Origin of the sequence: Pseudoclavibacter helvolus (assembly GCF_014191305.1) — a bacterium.
Classification (GTDB): Bacteria; Actinomycetota; Actinomycetes; order Actinomycetales; family Microbacteriaceae; genus Pseudoclavibacter; species Pseudoclavibacter helvolus.
Window position 1 is genome coordinate 221,368 of the sequence record NZ_JACHWJ010000004.1, and the last position, 24,009, is coordinate 245,376.

Here is a 24,009-nt window from a genome sequence, read left to right on the forward strand (position 1 = left end):
GATCCGTTCAGTCGGTTTCGTGGATGTGGCTGCGCTCGGCTTGGCGGCTGAAGAGCGAGAGGATCTCGAGCGTCGTCTCGCCGTCGTTTGTCATGGAGTGCGGGCGTGTCGTGTCGAATTCGGCGGCCTCGCCCGGCTGGAGAATCGTGACCTCGTCGTCGAGCTGGAGGCGGAGCCTGCCTGCTAGCACGTAGCACCACTCGGTGCCCTCGTGAACGCGGAGTGTGACTGGTTTCTCGCGGTCGGCGGGCTTCTGCGGGGCCACGAGCACTTTGAAGGCCTGCATGCCGTCGGTGGCTCGCGAGAGGGCGAGGTAGACGCGGTCGCCGCGCTTCACCGGCTTGGGGTGGATGCGCGGGTCGCCCGTCGATGGGGCGCCGACGAGGTCGTCGAGGGGGACGCGGTAGCACCGTGCGAGGGGCAGGAGCACGTCGAGGGACGGTCGCCGCCCGCCGGATTCGAGGCGCGAGAGCGTGCTGACGCTGAGGTTCGTCTCGTTGGCGACTTCGCTGAGCGTCATGCCTCTTGCCTGCCTGATCTCGCGGAGGCGGGGCGCGACTCGGCTGAGCGCCTCGGTGATGCCGACCGTCTGGTCCTCGGTCACATCCGGCCCAGCTGGGTGGCCGTGGCCGTGCTCCTGGTTCGTGTGTCGCGCATCCGTCATGTTGCGAAGATAGCAAATCTGTTTGCGGAAAACGAGACCTGCGACCGAGACTCGACGCATGACACAACTGGATGCGCCGCAGCTGGCGGCAGATACCGACACTCAGCTCTGGGACACGATCGTGATCGGCGCTGGGCCTGCCGGCCTGAGCGCCGCCCTCATGCTCACGAGAGGCCGGCGGCGGGTTCTGGTGCTCGACCACGGGGTGCCCCGCAATCGCTTCACCGACCACATGCACGGTGTCCTCGGTCACGAGGGGCTCGCGCCGGGAGAGCTGCGTCGCATCGGACGGGCCGAGGTGGAGGCCCACGAGGGGATCTTCGACGACGCCGAGGTGACGACCGTGACGCCGGTCGCCGCGGACGACGGAACCCGCGTGCGAATCGCCACGAAGGACGGCCGAGTCTTCCGGGCCCGCACCGTGGTCGTTGCGACCGGGTTGCGCGACGAGCTCCCGAACGTGCCAGGCCTTCGCGCCCTCTGGGGTCGTGGCGTGTACGCCTGCCCATTCTGCGACGGCTACGAGCATCGTGACCGACCCATCGCCGTGCTGGCGACCGGCGACCACTCCGACATGAAGGCGCACCTGCTGCGCCAGTGGAGCGCCGACCTCGTTCTGCTGGTTAACGGCTCGTTCACGCTCGGCGAGGCTGAGGCGCGCGCCCTCGCGGCGCGGGGGATCCGCGTCGAGCGATCTGGGGTCGACGAGGTCCTCTCGAGCGAGGACGGGCGCGTGCGTGGTGTGCGCCTTGCGAACGGAACGGAGCTCGAACTCGAGGCGATCTTCACCAACCCAGACTTCGTCCCGCTGACCGGGATGCTCGAGGCTGTTGAGGTTCGCGGCCCCGAGCATCCGGATGCGCGCGTCTGGGTCGTCGGGAACGCAGGAGACGCGCGCGCCAACGTGCCCGTCTCGATCGGGCAGGGTGCAGCGGCCGGGGGTGACGTCGCGTTTGCGCTCCTCATGGACGAGATCGCGGCTGCGACCACGGGCGGGGCGCAGCAGTAGCCACGACCCACCCGCGAGTACCGGTAGCGCCTAGAGCGACTCGCTGTCGCCCTCCCCGGCTTCTGCTGTGCGTTCGCCGCGCTTGCGGATGGCCGCGGCCGTCGCGATCGCTCCCACGGCGAGCACGGCGGCGCCGCCGATGGTTGGTGCGAGCAGCTCGCCGCCCGTGGACGCGAGTCCGTCTGGCGCCGTCGTCGGGGTCGGCGACGACGTTGCCCAACCCGGTGCGGAGGCGCTCGGTGTCGTTGTGCTCGTCGCTCCCGGCGTGCCAGTGGGGGTCGCGGTCGGAGTGAGGGGCGGTGCCGAGGTCGGCGCTGGTGTCGCAGTGGGGGAGACGGTGGGGGTCGGTGTGACCGGCACCTCTACGAGCTGCTCCTTGGGGAGTACCTGCACAATCGTCGGTCGCGGCCCCGCGAACGCACCTGCCGGTGCCTGTGCGCCGGCAGCGACGAAGTCAGGGAAGAAGGAGTTCTGGGTCTCGAACGAGCCGTCTTCGCCGGGATGCTGCACGGCGACGAACACGTGGCGTTCCGCGTCGTGGATGACTGGGCCGCACGTCTCGCTCTCGCGAGGGACGGCGAGGAACTGCTCGACGTTGCCGCGGTTCGGGCCCTCGAGTGTGACGCGGAACAGTCCGTCGTTGTAGCCGATCGTGCTCGGGGCGCCGTCTGTCGAGATCCACAGGTTGCCGACGGAGTCGAAGGCCAGGTTGTCCGGGCACGAGATGGGTGACACCTGCGCGGCGGGGAACCCCGCGAAGTAGGCGGACGAATTCGTGGCAGGGTCGCCGCAGAGCAGCAGCAGGTTCCAGGTGAAGCTCGTTGCTGTCTGGTCGCCGCCTGCCTCGGCGATCTCGACGACGTGTCCGTCGCGGTTTTCGGCGCGAGGGTTGGCCTCGTCGGCGCCCGCGCGGCCAGGGGTGCCGCGGTTCGTGTTGTTTGTGCAGGCGACGTAGACCTTGCCGGTGAAGGGGTTCGGCTCGACGTCCTCGCAGCGATCCATCTTGGTGGCACCGGCCAGGTCGGCGGCGAGGCGCGTGTGCACCAGCACCTGGTCGATCGACATTCCAGAGATCTGGGATGCCCCGTCAACGACGAGCGGCAGCCAGGTCCCGGTGCCGTCGAAGGCTTCGTCGCTCGGGAGCACCCCCGAACCGGGGATCTCGGAGGCTGGGGAGTTGCCGGCGAACTGCGCCACGTAGAGGTCGCCGTTGGCCAGCAGCGTCATGTTGTGGGCGCGGTTCCCCTCGATGTAGGAGTCGCGCGAGACGAACTTGTAGAGGTAGTCGAAGCGCTCGTCGTCGCCCGTGTACGCCACGACCTTGCCGTTCGCGGCGATGGAGATGTTGGCACCCTCGTGCTTGAGGCGGCCGAGCATCGAGTGCTTCTTGGGTGTGCTCGCGGGGTCGAGTGGGTCGATCTCGATGATCCAGCCGAAGCGGTTGGCTTCGTTCTCGTAGCCAGCGTTCCTCGTGTCGAAGCGGGGCGCATCCAGTTCCCAGCCGCGCACGGTTTCGCTGTCGGCGAGTCCGTATCGCTGTTCTTCCCCGGAGGTGCCCTGGGCGCGGAAGTACCCGTTGAAGTTCTCCTCGCCAGAGAGAATCGTGCCCCATGGGGTTGTGCCGCCGGCGCAGTTGCCGAGCGTGCCCTTGACCCACCGTCCCGTGGGGTCCTCGACGGTCGTGAGGAGCGGCGAGCCCGCCGCGGGTCCCGTCATCTCGTAGACCGTGTTGAGGAGGAAGCGACGGTTGCGCGCAGCTCCCACGACGTAGCTCCAGGGGTGCTCGCTAGACGTGCGCTCGAGTTCCACGACGGATAGGCCGTGGGCGGCGCGTCCGACGGCCCGGACCCGGTCCTTCTCGTTCTCGAGTTGGGCGGCGGGGAACATGATGTTCTCGTTCGTGTACTCGTGGTTGACGAACAGCACGGCACGCAGTCCGGCCGAGCCGTCGAGCGGCAGGATGTCGGTGTAGTCGCAGTTGTAGCCGAACTGGCGTGCCTGCGCGGCCTCCGTCTGGTTCTCCGGGTCGAAGGCAGGACTGTCGGAGAAGAGCGGGTCGCCCCAGCGGATGAGCGGTCGCCAGTCGTAGCCGTCCGGCACCGTGAACGTGTCTGACATGGCGTCGACGGGTGAGATGGGCGAGAAATCGAGCGGCGACGCGGCCGGGCCGAACGGTGACGCGCTTGGTGCGGCCTCCGCCCGCGGGGCGGCGCCGACGGCGAGCGTGATCGCGCCAGCGAGGCCCGCGCTCGCCCCGAGCATGGTGCGGCGCGAGAGCTGCGCGGAGACGATGTCGCGGAAGTAGGAGTTCGACGAGGTGTTGCAGACCTCGCCCGTGCAGGCGTTGGCGCACTTGAGCGCGCACGTCACCGGGCTGCGCTTGCCTTTCGTGTGCCCCAGCATTGGGAGGAATGTGCGGCGCGAGACATCGGTCATGGTGAAGCTCCTTCGTCGGGGGACGCGAAGAAGGCAAACAGCGCGCAGAAAACGGGCGGTGGTATCCGGGTGAATGCCCGGTGAATCCGCCTCAGGCTTCCCTAACGTTGCTTGGCGGGGCGCGACCGCCAGGCCCTACAGGCCGAAGTAGGAGCGCAGTGTCGTCTGGTGGTGTTCGCGGACCGTCTTCTCGATGACGCTGGCGCTCGCCCCCGATTCGATGAGGTGGATCAGGTGCTCGTGTTCCGCGATGTATTCGGGCGCTCTGTTTGCGCCGAACCCGAGCCTGGCGTGCTGCAGCTGCCCCAGCCGCCGCCAGGTGCGCTCGACGAGGTCGACGAGGTGCGGGTTGGGGCTCCTCCGGAAGATCAGGTGGTGGAAACGCGCGTTCAGTTCCATGAACCTGACCGAGTCGGCGTCATGGAGCGCGTCCTCCATCTCTCCGTTTGTGTGCCGAGCCTGACAGAGGTCGTCGCTCGTGAGGTGAGGCGCCGCGCTCGCGGTGGCGTACCCCTCGATCACTGCGAGCGACTCCATGGCGTGTGAGTACAGCGCGGGGTCGAGGCCGGCCACCTGCGCTCCAACGTTGCGCTCGAAGGTCACGACCCCTTCAGCCTCGAGCATTCTGACCGCTTCGCGCACGGGGACGGTGCTCACGCCGATCTGGCTGGCGATCGAGCCGAGCACAAGGCGATGACCCGGCGCGAACGTGCCGTCTGAGATGCGCTCGTTGATGTAGTCGTATGCGAGCCGCGCCTTGCCGAGGGAAAGGGAGTCCAGGCTCTCCGCCACGCTTGCCATGATCCACCTCTCGCTACTTTGCCGGGGGTAAGAGTGACCATATACGTTGGCGGCAAAGATTGCTGATCAGTGTGCAAAAAGAACTGGACAGAATCAGAATCTCGATTTGCTCGACTTGTGCCTATCCGGGTCGGCGGCCAGGCGAGGCCCGTCTGAGTTGACGTGCCCGGGTGTTTCTTGGCATCATCATCGAACTTCATTCGATTGCATAGATAGCCGCCCCCGACCTCCACGTCGCGCCGCATCGCAGTCGACCACAAGCCGCGCCGCCTCGGGGATGCCGTGTTCCCCCGGGGCGGCGCTTTTCTTGCGCTCAGCGCAGAACTGGGCGGTGGTCCGCGGCGGGTAGGGTGCATGTAATTGCATTGAAATGGATGGAGCTGCCATGACCGGCACGATCGAGTTCGGCCTCAACACCTTCGGCGACGCGACCAACGACCTCGACGGGCAGCCTCGCTCCCACGCACAGGTCATCCGAGATGTCGTCGAGGAGGGCGTGCTCGCGGAGCAGGTCGGCGTCGACGCTTTCGCGGTGGGCGAGCACCACCGTGACGACTTCGCCATCTCGACTCCGGAGACCGTGCTGGCGGCGATCGCGGCCCGTACCGAGCGCATCCGCCTCGGCAGTGCCGTCACTGTGCTCAGTTCCGACGACCCTGTTCGCGTCTTCCAGCGCTTTTCGACGGTCGACGCCATCTCCAACGGGCGCGCAGAGGTCATGCTCGGACGCGGCTCGTTCACCGAGTCGTTCCCGCTCTTCGGCCTCAACCTGCAGGACTACGGGGTGCTCTTCGAGGAGAAGCTCGACCTCTTCATGAAGATCGCCGCCGGAGGCCCCGTGAGCTGGAACGGCACGGTGCGAGGTGCACTCAACGACGTCATCGTGCATCCGCAGCTGGAAGAGGGACGCCTCCGGACCTGGGCTGCCGTCGGGGGAACACCCCAGTCCGTTGTGCGCGCCGCCCAGTACTCGATGCCTCTCATGCTCGCGATCATCGGCGGCGAGTCAGCGCGCTTCGCGCCTTTCGCGAACCTCTACCGCCAGGCGAATGAGCAGTTCGGCCAGCCGAACGGCCCCATCGGGGCGCACTCGCCCGGCCACATCGCCGAGACCGACGAGCAGGCGCGCGAGGAGCACTGGCTCAACTACCGCACCATGATGATGCGCATCGGCAAAGAGCGCGGCTGGTCGCCCATGCAGTACGAGCAGTACGTGCAGGAGACGGGTGAGCGCGGCGCGCTCTACGTCGGCTCACCGGAGACTGTCGCGCGCAAGATCGCCGCGACCGTGCAGGTGCTTGGCCTGCAGCGGTTCGACCTCAAGTACAGCGCCGGCACGCTCCCCCACGAGCACAGCATGAAGGCGATCGAGCTCTACGGAACCAAGGTCATCCCGATGGTGAGGGACCTGCTCGCCTAGTTGTGCGGATGCACGACCGCAGGCTTCCGGGCTGGGCGAAGTGTTCGTGAAGCGCCCAGCCCGCACGAGTAGCGTTGAGGCCATCATCTCGGCTTGAGCCGCCACACTCGAGCCAGCCATGCTTGAGCCCCGCCATCACATGAGGAGTTTGCACAATGACGTATCCCAACGAAGCGGAACTGCTTGCGAAGGTCCCTGGCCAGCTGTTCATCGGCGGCGAGTGGATCGACGGAGCTGACGAGCCCTTCGCGGTCAACGACCCGTCGACCGGCAAGGCGCTCAAGCACATCGCGAACGCGAACCCTGAGCAGGGAATCCAGGCGCTCGATGCAGCCGTGGCAGCGCAAGAGGACTTTGCACGCATGGCACCGCGCGAGCGTGGCGAGATCCTCCGCCGCGCCTTCGACATCCTTCAGGAGCGCCGCGACGAGATGGCGCTCATCATGACCCTCGAGATGGGCAAGCCGCTCGCCGAGGCACAGGGCGAGGTCACCTACGGCGGCGAGTTCCTCCGCTGGTTCAGCGAAGAGGCCGTGCGTGTGCACGGCCGCTACGGCACGCAGCCGGAAGGTACGGGACGCATGATCGTCTCGAAGCACCCGGTCGGCCCCGCCTTCCTCATCACCCCCTGGAACTTCCCGCTCGCCATGGCGACGCGCAAGATCGCTCCGGCGATCGCCGCCGGCTGCACCTCGGTCGTGAAGCCCGCATCCCTCACGCCCCTCACGACCCTCTACTTCGTGAAGATCCTCGAAGAGGCCGGCCTGCCCAAGGGCGTCGTCAACGTCATCACGACGCGCAGCACCGCCGCCGTCTCGTCGCCGATCATCGCAGACCCGCGCCTCCGCAAGATCTCGTTCACGGGTTCGACGGGAGTCGGCCAGGGCCTCATGAAGGAAGCCACGAAGAACGTGCTGCGCACGTCGATGGAGCTCGGCGGCAACGCGCCGTTCGTCGTCTTCGAGGACGCCGACCTGGATAAGGCCGTCGAGGGTGTCATCGCGGCGAAGTTCCGCAACATCGGCCAGGCCTGCACGGCCGCGAACCGCATCCTCGTGCACACGGACGTCGCCGACGAGTTCGCGCGCCGCGTCACCCAGAAGGTCGCCTCGTTCAAGATCGGCCGCGGCACCGAGGAAGGCGTCATCATCGGGCCGCTCGTCGAGGACAAGGCTGTCGACAAGGTCGCGTCGCTCGTCGACTCCGCGGTTGCCGCCGGTGCCGAGCTGCTCCACGGCGGCAAGCGCGTCGAGGGCGACGGCTCCTTCTACGAGCCGACCGTGCTGAACCGCACCCCTGCATCCAGCGAGATCTTCCGCGAGGAGATCTTCGGACCCGTGCTCTCGATCACGACGTTCTCCGACGAGGAAGAGGCGATCCGCCTCGCGAACGACACGGAGTACGGCCTCGTCTCCTACGTCTTCACGGAAGACCTCAAGCGCGGCCAGCGCCTCATTGACCGCATCGAGACGGGCATGATGGGCCTCAACATCGGCGTGCTCTCCAACGCCGCGGCGCCGTTCGGCGGCGTCAAGATGTCCGGCATCGGCCGCGAGGGCGGCTTCGAGGGCATCGAGGAGTACCTGTACACGAAGTACACGCTCACGCCGAACCCGTACGCGTAGGCAGCGCGGAGTTAAGACTCCCGCATCCGTTGATCCCGCCGCCGGCCTCGCGCCGACGGCGGGATCGTCGTCTTCCGCCCCAGACGCCCCACCCCACCCCATCCCGAGGCGCAGAGTTGTGAGAGAGTGCTGCTCCTGTGCGGAGCAGCAGCACTTCGCCACAACTCTGCTCCGCGCGCAGCGGCGCCCCGCGACGGGTCGGGCGACGAACGCCGCGGTTGTCCACAGCCGGTGAGCGCACTCGTCTCGGTTCCCGGATCGCTCCTAGCCTCGAGCGATGGATGCAGGTGGCGGGCGCGATGCAGGCAAAGGCAGCCGACGAGGCGACGATGTTGGGCGTGCAACGGGACGCGAGCCACGCATCCCGTTGCCGAGTGAGCTTCGGTACTCCGCGTTCAGCGTCGCGGACGCTCGCGCGGCGGGGGTCTCCCGCGGACGTCTCAGGAACCGGACAGAGGGAAGGCCCTTCCATGGTGTGCGGGTTCCAGAGTTGCCGCACGACCCGGGAAAGATTGATCACCTGCTTGGCCCTCACGGTTCCCACGATGAGTTCGAGGCGCTGGCCCAGCGGATGCGAGACCTCGACCGCAGCTATCTGCCGATCATGTCCGAGGGTCAGGCCTTCGGCGGTGTCTCAGCGGCACGTCTCTGTGGCCTCCCGCTGCCGCTCCGTCTGCTTCGGGACACGAGGGTGCATGTCATCGTGCCGAAGGGGCGAAATCCGCCGCGGGCGAGGGGCGTCTCGGCACGATCCGTTCCGGCGCGGTTCTGGAGCGTCCAGGCCTTGCGAGGAGCCAGCATCGCGTCACCTGAGCTCCTGTACTGTCTGCTGGCGCGCGATCTGAGCGTGCACGAACTCGTGCAGTTGGGCGACGCGCTGGTCTCCGAAGCAGGCAACTATCCTGGCCGCACGCTGCCGTGGGCGCTCACGAGCAGGGAGCGGCTGGTTTCGGCAGTCGACGCGTGGGCGGGATGCGCGGGGGCTGCGCGCCTGCGAGCGGCCACTGGTCTGCTTCGGGATGGCGTCGAATCGCCGTGGGAGACGATGACACGTCTGGTGCTCGTGGAGTCCGGCTATCCGGAGCCTGCGGTGAACTTCCGGCTCATGTCGGGGGTGCGCAAGATTGCTCGCCTTGATCTCGCGGATCTGCGCGCACGCATCGCGTACGAGTACGACGGGGACGGCCATCGGAAGGACAAGCGCCAGTGGCGTCTTGATGTCACGCGCAGTCGCGAGATCCAGGGTGAGCGCTGGAGTCACGTCCGCCTCACGGTGGCCGATCTGGAGCCGGCCACCAGTTTGGAGGCGTTCACGTCTTACGCGCACCGACTCCGGGCGGAGCGGCTTGCCGAATGACGTGCGCCCGGGGAACAGCGTTGTGGCAAAGCGTCGTCAGCGTTCGGCGGAGAGGCAAGTTCCCACAACTTTGCAGCGAGAGCGGGGCGGGTCGGGAGCGGGGCGGGTCGGGAGCGGGGACGGGGCGGTCACGGCGAGGGCTGGCAACTGGGGCACCAGGCGGCGACGCGCTCCCGGCCCTGGAGGCCGCGCTGGATGCGAGTCCCGCAGCGCAGACACGGCTTGCCGTACCTGCCGTAGACGTACGTGCGCTTGCCTGGTCGCAGGTCGCCGGTGGTCGTGCGCTCGACGCGGTCGCGGTTCGCGACTATGAGCTTGTGGGCGAGGTCGACCAGGCGGTCGAGGTTGCCTGCCCCGGAGACGGGGGTGTGCGGATGCAGGCCGCGCAGAAAAAGAAGCTCGGTCACGTACACGTTGCCGAGACCCGCGAGGTTGCGCTGCTCGAGAAGTGCGCCCGCGAGTTCGGCACCCGGGTCGCGGCGCAGATTTGCGACGGCAAGCTTCGAATCCCAGCTGGCGCCGAGCAGGTCGGGGCCGAGGTGGCCAACGGCATCCTCTTCGTCCTCGCGGGCCAGCATCTCCACGACGGGGAGCTCGAACCCGACGGCGGTGCCGGCCGCCGTGCCGAGCACTGCCCTCGCGAGGTAGTCGGGCCGCGGCCATCTGCCGCCGACGAGGACGAGCTGCCAGCTGCCATCCATGCCGAGGTGAGTGTGCAGCGTGTGCTCGCCGATGCGGGTCAGGATGTGCTTCCCGCGGGGCACGACCTCGTCAACCGTGAGGCCGGCGAGGTCGAGCGCGGCGTATTTCGGCACGCGCAGTTCGAATCGCGTCAGCTCCCGGCCCGCGAGTGCGCGGCTCAGTCGCGTTGCCGCGCGATAGACGGTGTCACCTTCCGGCATCACGCACCTCGATGCCCAGGTGCGCGGCGAGGTGCGGAGCAAGCGCATCGAGCTGTGACGGCGTGACCGTGACGCCGCGGAGCCCTTCGAGTCCCGTGATGGTCGAGAACTCGAGGCCCCGCAGGTCGACGTGCTCGAGGCGTGCGCCCGTGAGATCGAGGATGCCGGTGCGGCTCTCCGTGAACGCCACGCGCTTGGCCGTCGCGCCGCCGAGGTCGATCTCGTCGAAGGCGCAGTCCGCGAACCGCACGTCGGTGAGCGTCGCGCCGCGCAGGTTGACGTAGCCGAGGCGGTTGTCGCGGAACTCGACGTTCTGGAAGTCGGACTCGTGCAGGTCTGCGGAGCCGAGCCGAGATGCCGTCCAGCTGACGGACCTGAACGACTGGCGCTGCCCCTCGACGACGGGCACTTCGACGCGCTCGAGCACGCACTCGCTCACGCGCCCCGAGTGGAGCAGGAGTCTGCGGGCGGTGAGGCCCTCGATGCGGCATTCGGAGAAGGTCACGCCAGCGGCATCGATCTCCTCGCCGCGCACGTCGGTGAAGTGCTGCAGCTCGTGGACGCGGGCCGTCGCGAACTCCACGGCCCGGGCCTCGTCCAGCTCCGGCAGGAACGGCGCCTCGATCCTCGCCTCGGTACCGCCGGCCCTGTTGCTTCGCCGTCCACGTGCTGCTGCCAATGCGTTGCCTTCCGTCGTTGTTGGGGTTCAGTTGCCTGGTCGCATCCGCAGGCCGCGGGTCGTGAGTGAGAACCCGCCCTCCTGCAGCATGCTGGCGAGCGGTGTCTCAAGGACAAACGTGCCGTCGACGCGCTCGATCACGAGGTTCGGGATGCGCGCCCGCCGCACGGTCTCGGCGAGGGAGCGCGCGGCGGCGCGCAGCACCTCGTCGGAGTCGGTGAAGGTGAGCAGCGTCTTGCCGCCTCGCTCGACGTACAGGGCAAGCTCGCCGTCGATCATCGTGACGAGCCCGCCTGCTTTCCTCCCCGGCCGGTGCTTGGTCTGCGACTCCTCGGCCTCTGGCCAGGCAAGGGCCGCTCCGTACGGATTCGCCGGGTCGGTCGCCGCGAGCGTGAGGGTCTCAAAGCGTTTCTCGGCGTCGAGCTCGTTCGTGAAGCTCCGCAGCCGGTCGACGGCGCCGACCGTCGAGAACTGGGCCGCGCCGAGCTTCTCGATGAAGTAGCCTCGCCGCGCCTTTCCTGACTCCTCGAAGCGGGCGAGTACGCGATACACAAGGGCGAACCCGCCGAGGATTTCCTCCGCCATGACGCTTCCGCGGGTCACGATGCCGTAGCGGTCGAGCAGCAGGTCGCCGATCGCGAGGCCTCGCTCGGTTGCGTCGCTCACGCCGTGTAGCCCGAGGGTCCAGCGCCCGCTCGTGTGGGGCTGCGACGCGGCTGGGCGCTGGGCTGCGAAGGCGGATGCAGTGGGGCTGCCCGCCGACTCGGTCGGCGCCATGGCGACGCGGCCTCGGTACAGCCTGCCTCGTGCGGCTCGGCTCGGGGCTCGGTGCGCCGAGGTGCTCGCCGCGCCCGGCCCACCTGAGAGGAGAGCGCGCAAGGGAGCGAGGGTGTCGTTGGTTACGCGGCCTTGCCACACGAGCGCCCACAGCGCGTCGGAGAGCTCGCGGTCGCTGATGGACTCGGGCTCGAGCATGAGCCGCACGTGCCTGGAGAGCTGGGGGAAGAAGCCTGGGCCAGACCCGGCCAGGGCGTCGAGGATGTGCCTGCCGCGCGCGTCCGGTTCGCCTTCCGGCTGGTCCGGCAGAGTGAGGTGCGCCGTGTCGGCGAGGTGCAGACTGACCCAGCCGTCGCTCGAGCCGATCGCGCCGTGACCTCGCCACAGGACCTCTCCCGCGGTCGTGAGCTCGTCGAGCATGCTCGGGTGGTAATCGCGGACCCGGGCGGGGAGGACGAGGCTCTCGAGCGCCGATGCCGGAACGGGCACCCCCGCGAGCTGGTCAATGACCGTGATGAGCCCGTCGATGCCGCGGAGGTCGCCCCCGACGTGCTGCCAAGCGGGCAGGAACCTCGCGAAGGCTGCGTGGTCGACTGGCTCGATCTCACTGCGGAGCGCCGCGAGGGAACGGGAGCGGAGCCGCTTGAGCACGGTCTCGTCGACCCACTCGGAGCCCTCGCGGTCTGGCCGGAACTCGCCCTCGACGACGCGGCGGGCGAGCTCAAGGCGCGTAAGGGCTTCGCGAACCACGGCCTGGCCTGTGCCGTAGCGCTCGGCGACCTCGGCGACCGAGAAGGGGCCGTGCGAGCGCGCATAGCGCGAGACGAGGTCACCGACCGGGTCTTCGACGGGGTCGACGAACGCGACGGGGACGCCGATGGGCAGCGCCACGCCGAGGGCGTCACGCAGTCTGCTCGCGTCCTCGATGGCGGCGATGCGCTCGACACCTGCGATGCGCACACGCAGGGCCCGCTTCGCAGCCACGAGCTCCGCGGCGTACTGCTCGGCGAGCTCGACGCTCGCGCTTGGGCGCTCCTCGGGAGGTCGCGTCTCGTCGGCCGCATCGTGCTCGGGTTCGTCGCCGCGCAGGCGTTCTGCGATCTCCTCCACGCTGATCGGGCCCAGTACCCGCAGCAGGTCGGCAACACCCTCGGCGTCGCGCGCCCGGCGGTCTGGCGCGGTGCGTTGCAGCTCGGCTTCGAGCTGGGCGATGACCTTGGCGTCGAGCAGCTCTCGCAGCTCGACGCGGCCGAGGAGGTCGGCGAGGAGGCTCGTGTCGAGCGCCAGGGCGGCTGCGCGGCGTTCGGCGAGCGGGCTGTCGCCCTCATACATGAACGCGCCGACGTAGCCGAACAGCAGCGTGCGGGCGAAGGGCGAGGCCTGTTCGGTCGTGACATCCACGAGGCGCACTTCGCGCCCCGCGATGCGCTTCGCGAGGTCGACAAGCGCGTCCAGGTCGTAGACGTCGTGCAGTACCTCGCGCACGGCCTCGAGGATGATTGGGAAGGTCGGGTACTGCTTCGCGACGTCGAGCAGCTGCGCCGCCTTCTGCCGTTGCTGCCACAGCGGCGAGCGCTTGCCCGGGTTGAGTCGTGGGAGGAGGAGGGCGCGGGCGGCGGCCTCACGGAAGCGTGACGCGAAGAGCGCGGAGCCGCCCACCTCTCGCGCCACGATCTGCTCGATCTCGTCGGCCTCGAGAACAAACAGCTCGGCGCCCGGTGGCTCGGCGTCGCCCTCTGGGATACGCACGATGATGCCGTCGTCGCTTGCGACGACCCCGCCGTCGATCCCGTAGCGGTCGCGGATACGCGCGGCGACGATGAGGCCCCACGGCGAGTGCACGGGTGAGCCGTACGGCGAGTGCAGGATGATCCGCCAGTCGCCGAGTTCGTCCTTCGTGCGTTCGACGATGAGCGTGTGGTCGCTCGGGACCTGGCCGGTGGCGTCCTGCTGTTCACGCACGTAGGCGACCGCATTCTGCACGGCGTTCTCGTCCATGAGGGTCGAAAGCGCCTCGGGTACCTCACCCTTCGCGGCGATCTCCCTCGTGATGGCGCCGATCGCCTGGCCGAGTTCGGATGGCCGTCCGAGTGCGTCGCCCGTCCAGAACGGGAGGCGGCCCGGCTGCCCGTAGGCCGGGGTCACGAGCACGCGGTCGAAGGTGATCTCGGCGATGCGCCAGCTCGTCGCGCCGAGCGCGAAGATGTCGCCGACGCGGGACTCGTAGACCATCTCCTCGTCGAGCTCGCCGACGCGCCTCGGGCCGCGCTGCGCGTCGGAGTCCTCGGAGCCGGCGAGGAAGACGCCGAAGAGCCCGCGGTCGGGGATCGTCCCGCCTGAGGTCACGGCCAGGCGCGCGGCCCCCGGCCGCCCCGTCAGCGTGCCCAGGTCCCGGTCCCAGACGAGACGGGGGCGAAGCTCGGAGAACTGGTCTGACGGGTACTTGCCAGAAAGGAGGTCGAGGGTCGCGTCGAACAGGGGGCGCGAGAGCGAGGTGAACGGGGCGGATCGGCGGACGAGGTCGAACCACTCCTCGACGTCGAGGTCCTCGATGGCCGCCGCCGCGATGGTCTGCTGCGCCAGCACGTCGAGCGGGTTGGCGAGCACCCGCATCCGCTCGATCTGCCCCGTCACCATGCGGGACGCGAGCACGGAGGAGTGCAGCACGTCCGCCCGGTGCTTGGGGAAGATCGTGCCCTCTGAGGTCTCACCCACCTGGTGGCCCGCGCGGCCCACGCGCTGGAGCCCGCTCGCGACCGAGGGAGGCGACTCGACCTGCACAACGAGGTCGACATCGCCCATGTCGATGCCGAGCTCGAGGCTGGAGGTCGCGACGACGCAGCGCAGAGTGCCGCTCTTGAGGGCGTTCTCGACCTCGGCGCGCGACTCCTTCGACACCGAGCCGTGGTGGGCGCGCGCGAACGACAGCGGGGCACCGGCGGACTGACCCGCCTGCCCCATCGATACTGCCGGCGGGCGCTTCGGGTCGGCGCTGGGGCGAACGCTGTGGTCGCCGGACGACCAGCGCACCCCTGGGGCCGCGGCGCTGTAGGGGTCGGGGTCGGGGTCGGATACTCCCTCGAGTGCCGGGGCATCCGCAGTCGCCCGTTCCTCCGCGATCTCGTTGAGCCGCGCCGTGAGGCGCTCCGCGAGGCGCCTGGAGTTAACGAACACGATCGTGGAGCGGTGAGACTCGACGACGTCGGCGATCGCCTCCTCGATGTGCGGCCACACCGAGCCACTTTCCTCGGCGTCGCCAGCAGGGTCGCGCAGCGAGCCAGCGGCTGCGCCAGCCTCGAAGTCGGCGAAGGGGTCGGCGTCGGTCGTGGCACCGGATGCGTCTGCCGACGTCGGCGTCGCAGCCCCCGCCCTCGTCATGCCTATGTCGCTCAGGTCTTCGACCGGCACGCGCACCTCGAGCTTGAAGGTCTTCGTGCTCGGGGGAGCGACGACCTTGACGGGCGCGTTGCCCGCGAGGAACCTGGACATCTCGTCGAGGGGCCGGACGGTCGCCGAGAGCCCGATGCGCTGCGCGGGCCGCTCGAGCAGGGCGTCGAGTCGCTCGAGCGTGAGCGCCATATGCGCGCCGCGCTTGCTCGAGGCGACCGCGTGCACTTCGTCGATGATGACGGTCGTCACGCCCGTCAGCGTCTTCCTCGCTTGCGACGTGAGCATGAGGTACAGCGACTCTGGAGTCGTGATGAGGATGTCTGGCGGGTTGCGCAGCTGCTGCCTGCGCTCCGTCGGACTCGTGTCACCCGAGCGCACGCCCACGCGGATGTCCGGCGCTACAGCCCCGAGTCGCCTCGCTGTCTGCGTGATGCCGACGAGGGGCGAGTGCAGGTTCCGCTCGACATCGACGCCAAGCGCTTTGAGTGGCGACAGGTACACGACTCGCGTGCGACGCTCCGCGCTCGCTTCCTTGCTCTGCGCGCCACGCTCGGCGGCCAGCTGGTCGATCGCCCAGAGGAAGGCGCTCAGCGTCTTGCCAGAGCCCGTCGGCGCCACGACCAGGGTGTGGTGCCCATCGGCGATCTCGCGCCACGACGCCTCCTGCACGGCCGTCGGGCCGACGAAGGCGCCGCGGAACCACTCCCGTGTGGCGGGGGAGAACGCGTCGAGCGCGGTCGATTCAGGCATGAGGACAACAGAACCACACACCACCGACATCAGCCTTCAGGGGGACGGGATCAGCCTCCCGAGGGACGAGCATTCAGCCGGCATGGGCGAAGCTGGATGCACCACGTTCTGAAGGAGTGATCTCACATGAAGCGTCTTGTCCGCCCCCGTAGCGGCCGCGTCATCGCCGGTGTCTGCGCGGGTATCGCGCAGCGATTCGGCTGGTCGCCGTTTGTCGTCCGCCTGCTCACTGTCCTCTCGGTGCTCATCCCCGGCCCGCAGGTCATCATCTACCTGGCGCTCTGGCTGCTCATCCCGAACGACTAGAGCCGAACGGGAGCCGGCCGAGAGGCCGACCCCGAGCGTTCGATTCCGAGATCGAGCTAGGCGAGCACCCGCTCGAGGAACGCCGCCATGAGCTGCAGCTCGGTCTCGGAGACCGCGTGTGCGAGGCCCGCCTCGACGTAGATCTCTGCGTTGACGTGGGCCTCAAGCCATGCTGCCGTGTGCTCGACGGCGAGCGCGGGGATGACGGTGTCGGTGTCGCCTCGACCCCAGAAGACCGGCGGGCGGGTCTGCGCGAGTTCGGCGTCGCCGGCGACTGTGCCAACGGCGACTAGCCCGGAGAGCAGCAGCGCGCCCGCGAAGGCAGACGGGCGGTGACGAAGCGCCTGCATTGCGACGATGCCGCCCTGCGAGTAGCCGAGCAGTGCCACGGGCGCGCCAGAGGAAAACACTCCCAGGCCATCGAGCAGAGCCAGGACGGCATCCGCCGCCTCGTTTGCGCCGTTCTCGACCCCGACCAGAGCGTCGGCGTCGACCGCGACCTCCCCGGTCGCAGGGTCGGCGAAGCGCAACGGGAACCACTCGCGCCCGCCCTCTGGTTGCACGTGCGGCGCTGGCACGGAGACGTAGCGGAACGCGCCGGGCATGTGCCTCGTCAGGTCGAAGATGTCGGTGCCGTCTGCCCCGTAGCCGTGCAGTCCCACGACGATCGGGACGGCGCTGGTACCTGCGTCTGCGGCGTCACCGCCGCGCCAGAGGAGGGTGGTCGGGTCGATACCTGTGGATGCTGTGCTCACCCGGGAAACATACATGGTCCACAATGGGGTCATGACGGTGCGCACTCCTGATCCCGAGTCCGGCTGGATGAACGACGACGAGCTCGCGCTCGTGCGGCGTCGCGTGCCGATGCTGTATGTCGAGGCCATCCCGGTACGTGTCGACGCCTCCGGCAAGGTCGAGCACCTCGGCGTGCTGCTGCGCGCCGACAATCAGGGCGTCATGACGCGCTCGTTCGTCTCTGGCCGAGTGCAGTACGGCGAGTCGATCCGGGATGCGCTGCTGCGGCACCTGGAGAAGGACCTCGGCACGATGGCGTTCCCGGCTCTGCCGCAGGCGCTTTCGCCCTTCACCGTCGCGGAGTTCTCGCCGATGCCGGGCTCCGGCCTCTTCGACTCGCGCCAGCACGCGGTTGCGCTCGAGTTCATCGTGCCGGTCGCGGGGGAGTGCAACCCGCGCCAGGACGCGCTGGAGATCACCTGGCTGACCCCGCAGCAGGCCCTCGACCCCGACCTCCTCGAGGAGCTCGAGGGTGGACGCGGCCACGTGCTTCGCACGGCGATCGGCCACCTCGGCCTCTGGCCGTAGCCGCCGCGCCTCTTGCGGCCTCGTTCCCATGGCCATTCGCTACTGGCTCGTCGTGCAGCCCTTCGATCGCGCCCTCGCGATGGTCGAGGGCGGCTTTGTACAGGCGCCGTGGGGAGTGCTCGAGGGAGTCGAACAGATGCGGGTCTCCGATGGGGTCGCCCTGTACTGCCCGCGCGAGGTGAACCCAGACGGCGAGCCGCTGCGCAGCGTCGTGCAGGCGGGGTACGTGCTCGACGACGAACCGTATCGGGCGGGTGGGCGCGGGTCGTCGCCCTGGCGCCGTGAGGTGCAGTGGATGCGCGAGTCGCGCCCCGCGCCCATCCGTCCGCTGCGCGACCTGCTTGATCTGACCCGCAACGACAAGTACTGGGGCGAACGGCTTCGCGCGGGCTGGCTCGAGCTGTCGCGCAGGGACTTCGAGATCTTCGAGGATGCGGTCAGGCGGCCTTCGCCGGAGCCGAGCGCACTCGGCATGGGGCTCATCCGCGAGACGGGCCTCGCGCAGACGGAGCAGTCGTCGGGCTACCGTGACGCTGATCCGGGCGAGGACCCGTACGCGATCCGTTTCTGAGCATCCCGCGCCTGACCATTCGGCGTGCAACCGCGCGTTTGGGGGCGCATGTGACACATTATTGAGTGTGCGTAACGAACACCGCTGAGGTGTGCTTACGCTTTCCGACCACAGTGAGCTCAATGAACGGGGTGTCCATGATCGACGCGTTGGACTTCAGGCCAGCGGCGCAGCAGTCGAGTCTGCGCGCCACGATCGAGGATTCGGTCGCCGCCGCGATCGTCTCCGGGGGCCTGGCGGCGGGCGAGCTTGTCTCGGTCCCAGCGCTTGCGGCCAGGTTCGAGGTGTCGGCGACCCCCGTCCGGGAGGCGATGCTCAACCTCGAGAAGCTGGGGTTCGTGGAGCCGGTCCGGAATAAGGGCTTCCGCGTTACGCACGTCTCGGTCGAGGAGTTGCGGCAGATCGTCGAGGTCAGGCAGATGCTCGAGGTGCCCGTCGTGCGCGAACTCGCCGCAGACTTCCCGGAGGGTCCACGGACGGAGCTGCACGACCTCGCGACCCGGATCGACGCGGCCTCGGCCGCTGGTGACCTGCCGCTGTACCTCGCCGTCGATATCGAGTTCCACGCCAAGCTGCTGAGCCTCGCCGGCAACGACCGGCTCGTGTCGATCGTCACGGCGCTCCGGCGTCAGACGCGGCTCACGGGGCTGACGGAGATGCTGGGCTCCGAGGAGCTCACCGCCTCGTCGCGTGAGCACGCCGAGCTGCTTGTGCTCCTCGAAGCTGGCAAAGCGGATGAAGCTGCCGAGCTCATGCATCGCCACATCGGCCATGTTGTCGGCTGGTGGGCTGGCCTACCCGAAGAGGCTTAACAAACCCTCCACCTAGCGAAACACTTTGTAACAACTGTGTTTCAAGCGTGCGCAGGGGCCTTCTGCGGCACTCCGTCGAACAGTAATGTGTGACATCCCATCACCGGAGATGGTCCGGCGATTCTGACGTCTGTTCGGAAGGAACTCACCATGACTGCACGTCGTTCCACCAGCCCTCGGGGTGCTGGCATCTGGAAGAGAGTGCTCCTCCCAGGAGCCCTCCTCGCAACTGCCGCACTGGCACTGACCGGATGTTCCGGAGGTGTCGCCGGAGGAGGCGACGCCGCGTCCGAAGACGGGCCCATCAAGCTGGGCCTGGCTGCCCCCTTCTCTGGCTCGGAGTCCGCCTTCGGCCCGTACATGGAGAACGGCGCCCAGATGGCCATCGACGAGCTCAACGAAGCTGGAGGCGTTCTCGGCCGCCAGCTCGAGCTTGTCACCGCCGACGACGCCTGTGACGCGACGAGCGCAACGGCCGCAGCGAACAAGCTCGTGACCGACGGCGTCGTCGCCTCGGTCGGCGGCTACTGCTCCGGCGCGACGCTCCCCACGCTCCCGATCTTCAACACGGCCGAGATCCCCATGGTGATTCCGGCCGCCAACTCGAACCAGCTGGTCGCGGCAGGTCTCGACAACGTGTTCCTGATCAACGGAACCGGCACGCAGCAGGCGCAGGCCATGCTCAAGTACGCCGAGAAGCAGGGCGTCAAGACGCTCGCCCTCGTCGATGACAACACCGACTACTCGACCGACCTCGCGAAGTCCGCTTCCGAGCAGGCCAAGGAGCTCGGCATCGAGGTTGTGCTCGAGGAGTCGGTCAACGCCGGCGAGTCCGACTACGCGGCCAACGTCAACAAGGTCGTCTCCGCGAACCCCGACATGATGTATTGGACCGGCTACTACCAAGAGGGCGGCCTGATCACGCAGCAGCTGCGCTCGGCCGGCTACACGGGCAAGATCATGGTCGCCGACGGCTCGGTCGACGCGAAGTTCGCTGAGATCGCAGGCAGCTCCTCCGAGGGTGTGCTCGGCACGTTCACGCAGACCCCGGACATGCTCGAGGGCGCAACCGACTGGATCGACGCCTACACCGAGAAGTTCGGAGCGGCCCCCGGCCCGTACTCGACCCAGAGCTACGACGCAGTCCGCGTCGTCGCCCAGGCGATCGAGGATGCAGGCACCACTGAGGGGCCAGCGGTCATCGACGCGCTCAACGCGCTCGACGGCTTCGACATCTTCTCCGGACCCCTCACCTTCACGGAAGAGGGCACGCTGAGCGAGGGCGGCTTCGCCATCGTCACCGTCGGACCCGACGGCACCTTCATCCTCGAGGATGACCTGAAGAGCTAGTCAGCCACGGCGGGCGGGGAGGGAACTCCCCGCCCGCTTCTGCAGTCAGGAACCACTGTGATTCAACTCATCATCGACGGGCTCTTCGTCGGATCCTTCTATGCGCTCGTGGCGCTCGGCTACAGCATGGTGTACGGCATCATCAAGCTGCTCAACTTCGCTCACGGCGACGTCTACATGGTCGGCGCGTTCGCCGGCCTCACTATCTTCTCCGCGTTCTCCGGCCTCGCCGGGGGCGGCATCCTCTCGATCCTGCTCGTCATGCTCCTCGCGATGATCTTCACCGGCATCCTCGGCGTGACCATCGAGCGGGTCGCCTACCGCCCGCTGCGCTCGAGCCCGAGGCTCGCGGTGCTCATCACGGCGGTCGGAATGTCGTTCATCCTCGAGTACGGCGTGCGCCAGATCTTCGGGCCAGACCCCAAGGTGTACCCGACGCGTCTCGAAGGCGAGACGCTCGATCTCCTCGGCGGCCGCATCACGATGCCGCAGATCGTGATGATGCTCGTCGCGGCCGCCCTCATGTTCGGCCTCAACACGTACATCATGCGCTCGCGCGACGGTCGTGCCATGCGAGCCATCGCGCTCGACCCGACGGCCGCGCAGCTCATGGGCGTCAACGTCAACAAGGTCATCTCGCGCACCTTCTTCATCGGCTCCGCCCTCGCCGGTGCCGCCGGCGTCATGGCTGGCGCCTACTACGGAACGATCGACTTCCTCGCCGGCTTCGTCATCGGGTTGAAGGCCTTCACGGCCGCCGTCATCGGCGGTATCGGAAACCTGTACGGCGCCATGCTCGGCGGGCTGGTGCTCGGCTTGCTCGAGGCGTTCGGCACCCACTGGCTCGGCGGAGAATGGCGAGACGTCTTCTCGTTCGCGTGCCTGATCCTCTTCCTGTCCTTCAGACCGACCGGCATCCTCGGTGCTCGCGTCGTGGAACGGATGTGATCCCATGACCGACATCAGACTCCAGGCGCCTGCGCCGACCGTCGAACGACCGACCCCACGCAAGGGGCTACTGAATCCAAAGACGTTCATGAACCTCGTCGGGCTCGTGCTGTTCCTGTTCGCGTTCCTGCTCCCGTTCATCAACGCGACGCCCTACGTCATCTCCATCGGCACCTCGGCGATGATCTACATCATGCTCGCGATGGGCCTCAACATCGTCGTCGGCTACGCGGGTCTCCTCGACCTCGGCTACTACGCATTCTTCGCGGTCGGCGCGTACACGGCGGGCGTCCTCAACACCCTGCTCGATATGCCGCTCATCGCGACCATCCCGTTTGTCATCGTCGCGTGCATCCTCGCGGGCCTCATCATCGGCGGCCCGACGCTTCGGCTGCGCAGCGACTACCTCGCCATCGTGACGCTCGGCTTCGGAGAGATCATCCGCCTCACGGCCAACAACCTCGAGGTCACGGGCGGTCCCTCGGGAATCTCCGGCATCGACACGTTCGAGTTCTTCGGATGGTCGTTCGCCGACGGCCTCACGATCGGCGGCATCGAGTTCAACGGCAAGATCCTGCTCTACTTCCTCTGTGTCATCGTCGCGGGAGGGGCCGCGATCATCGCCGCTTCCCGGCTCGGCAAGGGCAAGATGGGTCGCGCCTGGCGCGCCATCAAGGACGATGAGGACGCCGCCGAGGCCATGGGTGTCAACACGTACACGACGAAACTCGGCGCGTACGTGCTCGGCGCAGTGTTCGGTGGACTTGCTGGCGTGCTCATGGCCGCGCACCAGACGGCCATCAGCCCGACGTCGTTCGTGTTCCTCAACTCGGCGCTGCTGCTCATGGCGGTTGTGCTCGGCGGCATGGGCTCGATCCCCGGCGTCATCGTCGGTGCGCTGCTCGTCTCGCTGCTGCCCGAGATCCTGCGCGACTTCTCCGACTGGCGCTTCCTCGTCTTCGGCGTGCTGCTGGTGGTCATGATGATCTTCCGGCCGCAGGGTATCTGGCCTGCGACGGCCATCCTGCCGTTCCTCAAGTCGCGCGCCAAGGGCGAGCCGCCGTCTCCGAAGGACGGGTTCTCGGCCCATGAGGCGCCAGACGCCAACATCGACCTCTCGAAGGAGCAGGCATGAGCCAGGGATCGGGCACGGGCGAGGTCTATGGGACCGCGCCGATCGATGTGCCGAAGACGGAGTCGGTGACCGCGGTCGCCGAGGAGTTCAGGCGGGCGCACGCGGGGGATCCGCTGCTGTCTGTGCGCGACCTTCGCCTGCAGTTCGGCGGCGTGAAGGCCGTCGACGGAACGTCGTTCGATGCGTACGCGGGCGAGATCATCTCGGTGATCGGACCGAACGGCGCTGGTAAGACGAGCGCCTTCAACTGCATCACGGGCTTCTATAGGCCGACGTCGGGAACGATCACGTTCGACGGCGTGGACATCATGCGTAAGCAGCCGTCGACCATCACGCGACTCGGGTTGAGCCGCACCTTCCAGAACGTGCGAATGTTCCGGGACATGTCGGTCATCGACAACGTGAAGACGGCCATGCACGCGCGCATCCGACAGAACGTGTTCCAGACCATGCTGCACACGATCGGCTACAAGAAGATCGAGGCGCAGGCGCTCGAGGATGCGCGTGGCTGGCTCGATTTCGTCGGCTACTCGCTCGACGACGACCTGCTCGCGTCGCAGCTGCCGTACGGCGAACAGCGGCGCGTGGAGATCGCGCGTGCCCTCGCAACGCAGCCCAAGCTGCTGCTGCTCGACGAGCCTGCGGCTGGCCTCAACCACAACGAGAAGCAGGAGCTCATCGCCCTGATCCGCAAGATCAGGGACCTCGGGGTCGGCATCGTGCTCATCGAGCACGATATGGGCCTCGTGATGGAGATCTCGGAGCGTGTGATCGTGCTCAACTTCGGCCGGGAGATCGCGGATGGGCTGCCGGAGGACGTCAAGAACGACCCCAGGGTCATCGAGGCGTACCTGGGTGTCGAAGATCCGGAGGACGAGGTCGCGGAAGAGGTCGCAGCGGAGGAGCTCGACTCGCCCGAACGGCCTCGCACCCTCCGCGACCGGATCGATGAAGAGGACATCGCGGAAGAGAGCTCCGCGGAGGAGGAACGGCCATGAGCGTTGAATTGGAAGTGAAGGACGTCGACCTCTTCTACGGCCGCGTGCAGGCGCTGCGTGGTCTGTCGATCGAGGTCAACGAGGGTGAGGTCGTTTCTCTGCTCGGCAACAACGGTGCAGGCAAGACGAGCACGCTCACGATGCTCTCCGGCCTCGCGAGGGCCAAGAGCGGAACGCTCACGTGGCGCGGCAAGGACATCTCGAGTGCCAAGCCGTGGGACCTCGTGCGCGACGGGCTCATCCACGTGCCGGAGGGCAGGCGCATCTTCTCGACGATGTCGGTACACGAGAACCTGCTGCTCGGTGGGTACCAGGTGAAGGACCCGAAGGTCGTGGCCGAGCGCGTCGAGGAGTGCTACGAGCTCATGCCTCGTCTCCTCGAGCGGCGCACACAGCAGGGTGGCACGCTGTCTGGCGGCGAGCAGCAGATGGTGGCGATCGCTCGGGCGTACGTCGGCGGCCCGAAGCTGCTGCTGCTCGACGAGCCTTCCATGGGGTTGGCCCCGCTGGTCGTGAAGCAGGTGATGGAGCTCATCGGGCGCATCAATGAGCGAGGGGCGACCGTGCTGCTTGTCGAGCAGAACGCGCGCGCCGCGCTCAAGGTCGCGCACCGTGCGTACGTCATCGAGCACGGTCACGTGACCTTGTCCGGTCTCGCGTCCGATCTTGCGAAGGACAAGGCTGTCATCGAGGCCTACCTGGGCTGATGGATCCACCTGGCCCGTCCCGAATACGGGGCGGGCCAGGCTTGCAAGG

20 protein-coding genes are annotated in these 24,009 nt (G+C 67.9%); 13 read left to right on the top strand and 7 right to left on the bottom strand.

The features are described from left to right. Positions 1-7 precede the first annotated feature (7 nt). A complete protein-coding gene (locus tag FHX72_RS13265) occupies positions 8-664 on the bottom strand; it encodes a helix-turn-helix domain-containing protein (RefSeq protein ID WP_183625770.1) in 657 nt (218 codons plus the stop codon). 58 nt (positions 665-722) lie between these two features. On the opposite strand from FHX72_RS13265, the gene FHX72_RS13270 reads away from it, so the two are divergent. Continuing rightward, the gene (locus tag FHX72_RS13270) at positions 723-1,673 is read left to right on the top strand and encodes an NAD(P)/FAD-dependent oxidoreductase (RefSeq protein WP_068492340.1); all 951 of its coding nucleotides are present in this window, start codon (positions 723-725) and stop codon (positions 1,671-1,673) included. Between the two features lie 30 nt (positions 1,674-1,703). Here FHX72_RS13270 and FHX72_RS13275 read toward each other — a convergent pair whose 3' ends face one another. Together FHX72_RS13275 and FHX72_RS13280 are read right to left on the bottom strand one after the other, a co-directional pair. Then, positions 1,704-4,109 carry a PhoX family protein gene (locus FHX72_RS13275; RefSeq protein ID WP_183625772.1) on the bottom strand — a complete coding sequence of 802 codons (2,406 nt, stop codon included), beginning with the start codon at positions 4,107-4,109 and terminating at the stop codon, positions 1,704-1,706. A gap of 135 nt (positions 4,110-4,244) precedes the next feature. After that, entirely contained in the window at positions 4,245-4,901 is a 657-nt protein-coding gene (locus FHX72_RS13280; RefSeq protein WP_338110136.1) for a GntR family transcriptional regulator, read from the bottom strand. Positions 4,902-5,295: 394 nt separating this feature from the next. Between FHX72_RS13280 and FHX72_RS13285 the strand changes: the two genes are divergently transcribed. The 3 genes from FHX72_RS13285 (at position 5,296) to FHX72_RS13295 (ending at position 9,312) form a co-directional block, all read left to right on the top strand. After that, positions 5,296-6,330, top strand: coding sequence for an LLM class flavin-dependent oxidoreductase (locus tag FHX72_RS13285; protein WP_068479409.1), 1,035 nt, complete (start codon positions 5,296-5,298; stop codon positions 6,328-6,330). A gap of 155 nt (positions 6,331-6,485) precedes the next feature. Then, positions 6,486-7,955 carry an NAD-dependent succinate-semialdehyde dehydrogenase gene (locus tag FHX72_RS13290; RefSeq protein ID WP_068479407.1) on the top strand — a complete coding sequence of 490 codons (1,470 nt, stop codon included), beginning with the start codon at positions 6,486-6,488 and terminating at the stop codon, positions 7,953-7,955. A 277-nt stretch (positions 7,956-8,232) separates the two neighbouring features. Beyond that, positions 8,233-9,312 carry a hypothetical protein gene (locus FHX72_RS13295; RefSeq protein ID WP_183625776.1) on the top strand — a complete coding sequence of 360 codons (1,080 nt, stop codon included), beginning with the start codon at positions 8,233-8,235 and terminating at the stop codon, positions 9,310-9,312. Between the two features lie 128 nt (positions 9,313-9,440). On the opposite strand, the gene FHX72_RS13300 is transcribed toward FHX72_RS13295, so the two are convergent. From FHX72_RS13300 to FHX72_RS13310, 3 genes are read right to left on the bottom strand one after another with little or no spacing between them, the layout of a single operon-like run. Next, positions 9,441-10,214: a DNA-formamidopyrimidine glycosylase family protein gene (locus FHX72_RS13300; protein WP_183625778.1), complete on the bottom strand. Its 774-nt coding sequence runs from the start codon at positions 10,212-10,214 to the stop codon at positions 9,441-9,443. Continuing rightward, entirely contained in the window at positions 10,201-10,893 is a 693-nt protein-coding gene (locus FHX72_RS13305) for a pentapeptide repeat-containing protein (protein WP_068479401.1), read from the bottom strand. The genes FHX72_RS13300 and FHX72_RS13305 overlap by 14 nt, the downstream gene beginning before the upstream one ends. Positions 10,894-10,920: 27 nt before the next feature. Continuing rightward, positions 10,921-15,810: an Lhr family ATP-dependent helicase gene (locus FHX72_RS13310; RefSeq protein ID WP_183625780.1), complete on the bottom strand. Its 4,890-nt coding sequence runs from the start codon at positions 15,808-15,810 to the stop codon at positions 10,921-10,923. 126 nt (positions 15,811-15,936) lie between these two features. Here FHX72_RS13310 and FHX72_RS13315 point away from each other — a divergent pair, with 126 nt between their 5' ends. After that, positions 15,937-16,116: a PspC domain-containing protein gene (locus FHX72_RS13315; RefSeq protein WP_068479399.1), complete on the top strand. Its 180-nt coding sequence runs from the start codon at positions 15,937-15,939 to the stop codon at positions 16,114-16,116. A gap of 56 nt (positions 16,117-16,172) precedes the next feature. Here FHX72_RS13315 and FHX72_RS13320 read toward each other — a convergent pair whose 3' ends face one another. Further along, positions 16,173-16,871 carry an alpha/beta hydrolase gene (locus FHX72_RS13320; protein ID WP_183625782.1) on the bottom strand — a complete coding sequence of 233 codons (699 nt, stop codon included), beginning with the start codon at positions 16,869-16,871 and terminating at the stop codon, positions 16,173-16,175. Between the two features lie 31 nt (positions 16,872-16,902). Here FHX72_RS13320 and FHX72_RS13325 point away from each other — a divergent pair, with 31 nt between their 5' ends. The 8 genes from FHX72_RS13325 (at position 16,903) to FHX72_RS13360 (ending at position 23,960) form a co-directional block, all read left to right on the top strand. Then, entirely contained in the window at positions 16,903-17,439 is a 537-nt protein-coding gene (locus FHX72_RS13325; protein ID WP_068479473.1) for a DUF4916 domain-containing protein, read from the top strand. A 28-nt stretch (positions 17,440-17,467) separates the two neighbouring features. After that, positions 17,468-18,010, top strand: a complete 543-nt coding sequence (locus tag FHX72_RS13330; RefSeq protein ID WP_068479395.1) for an EVE domain-containing protein — start codon at positions 17,468-17,470, stop codon at positions 18,008-18,010. A gap of 122 nt (positions 18,011-18,132) precedes the next feature. Continuing rightward, positions 18,133-18,822, top strand: coding sequence for a GntR family transcriptional regulator (locus tag FHX72_RS13335; RefSeq protein WP_244964239.1), 690 nt, complete (start codon positions 18,133-18,135; stop codon positions 18,820-18,822). A gap of 150 nt (positions 18,823-18,972) precedes the next feature. Further along, on the top strand, positions 18,973-20,172 hold the full coding sequence (locus tag FHX72_RS13340; RefSeq protein ID WP_082775232.1) for a branched-chain amino acid ABC transporter substrate-binding protein: 1,200 nt from the start codon (positions 18,973-18,975) through the stop codon (positions 20,170-20,172). A 57-nt stretch (positions 20,173-20,229) separates the two neighbouring features. Continuing rightward, a complete protein-coding gene (locus tag FHX72_RS13345) occupies positions 20,230-21,120 on the top strand; it encodes a branched-chain amino acid ABC transporter permease (RefSeq protein ID WP_068479389.1) in 891 nt (296 codons plus the stop codon). A 4-nt stretch (positions 21,121-21,124) separates the two neighbouring features. Continuing rightward, positions 21,125-22,255, top strand: coding sequence for a branched-chain amino acid ABC transporter permease (locus tag FHX72_RS13350; protein ID WP_156475669.1), 1,131 nt, complete (start codon positions 21,125-21,127; stop codon positions 22,253-22,255). Then, positions 22,252-23,253, top strand: coding sequence for an ABC transporter ATP-binding protein (locus FHX72_RS13355; protein WP_183625784.1), 1,002 nt, complete (start codon positions 22,252-22,254; stop codon positions 23,251-23,253). The genes FHX72_RS13350 and FHX72_RS13355 overlap by 4 nt, the downstream gene beginning before the upstream one ends. Continuing rightward, positions 23,250-23,960, top strand: coding sequence for an ABC transporter ATP-binding protein (locus tag FHX72_RS13360; RefSeq protein ID WP_068479387.1), 711 nt, complete (start codon positions 23,250-23,252; stop codon positions 23,958-23,960). Before FHX72_RS13355 ends, FHX72_RS13360 begins: the two co-directional genes overlap by 4 nt. Positions 23,961-24,009 lie beyond the last annotated feature (49 nt).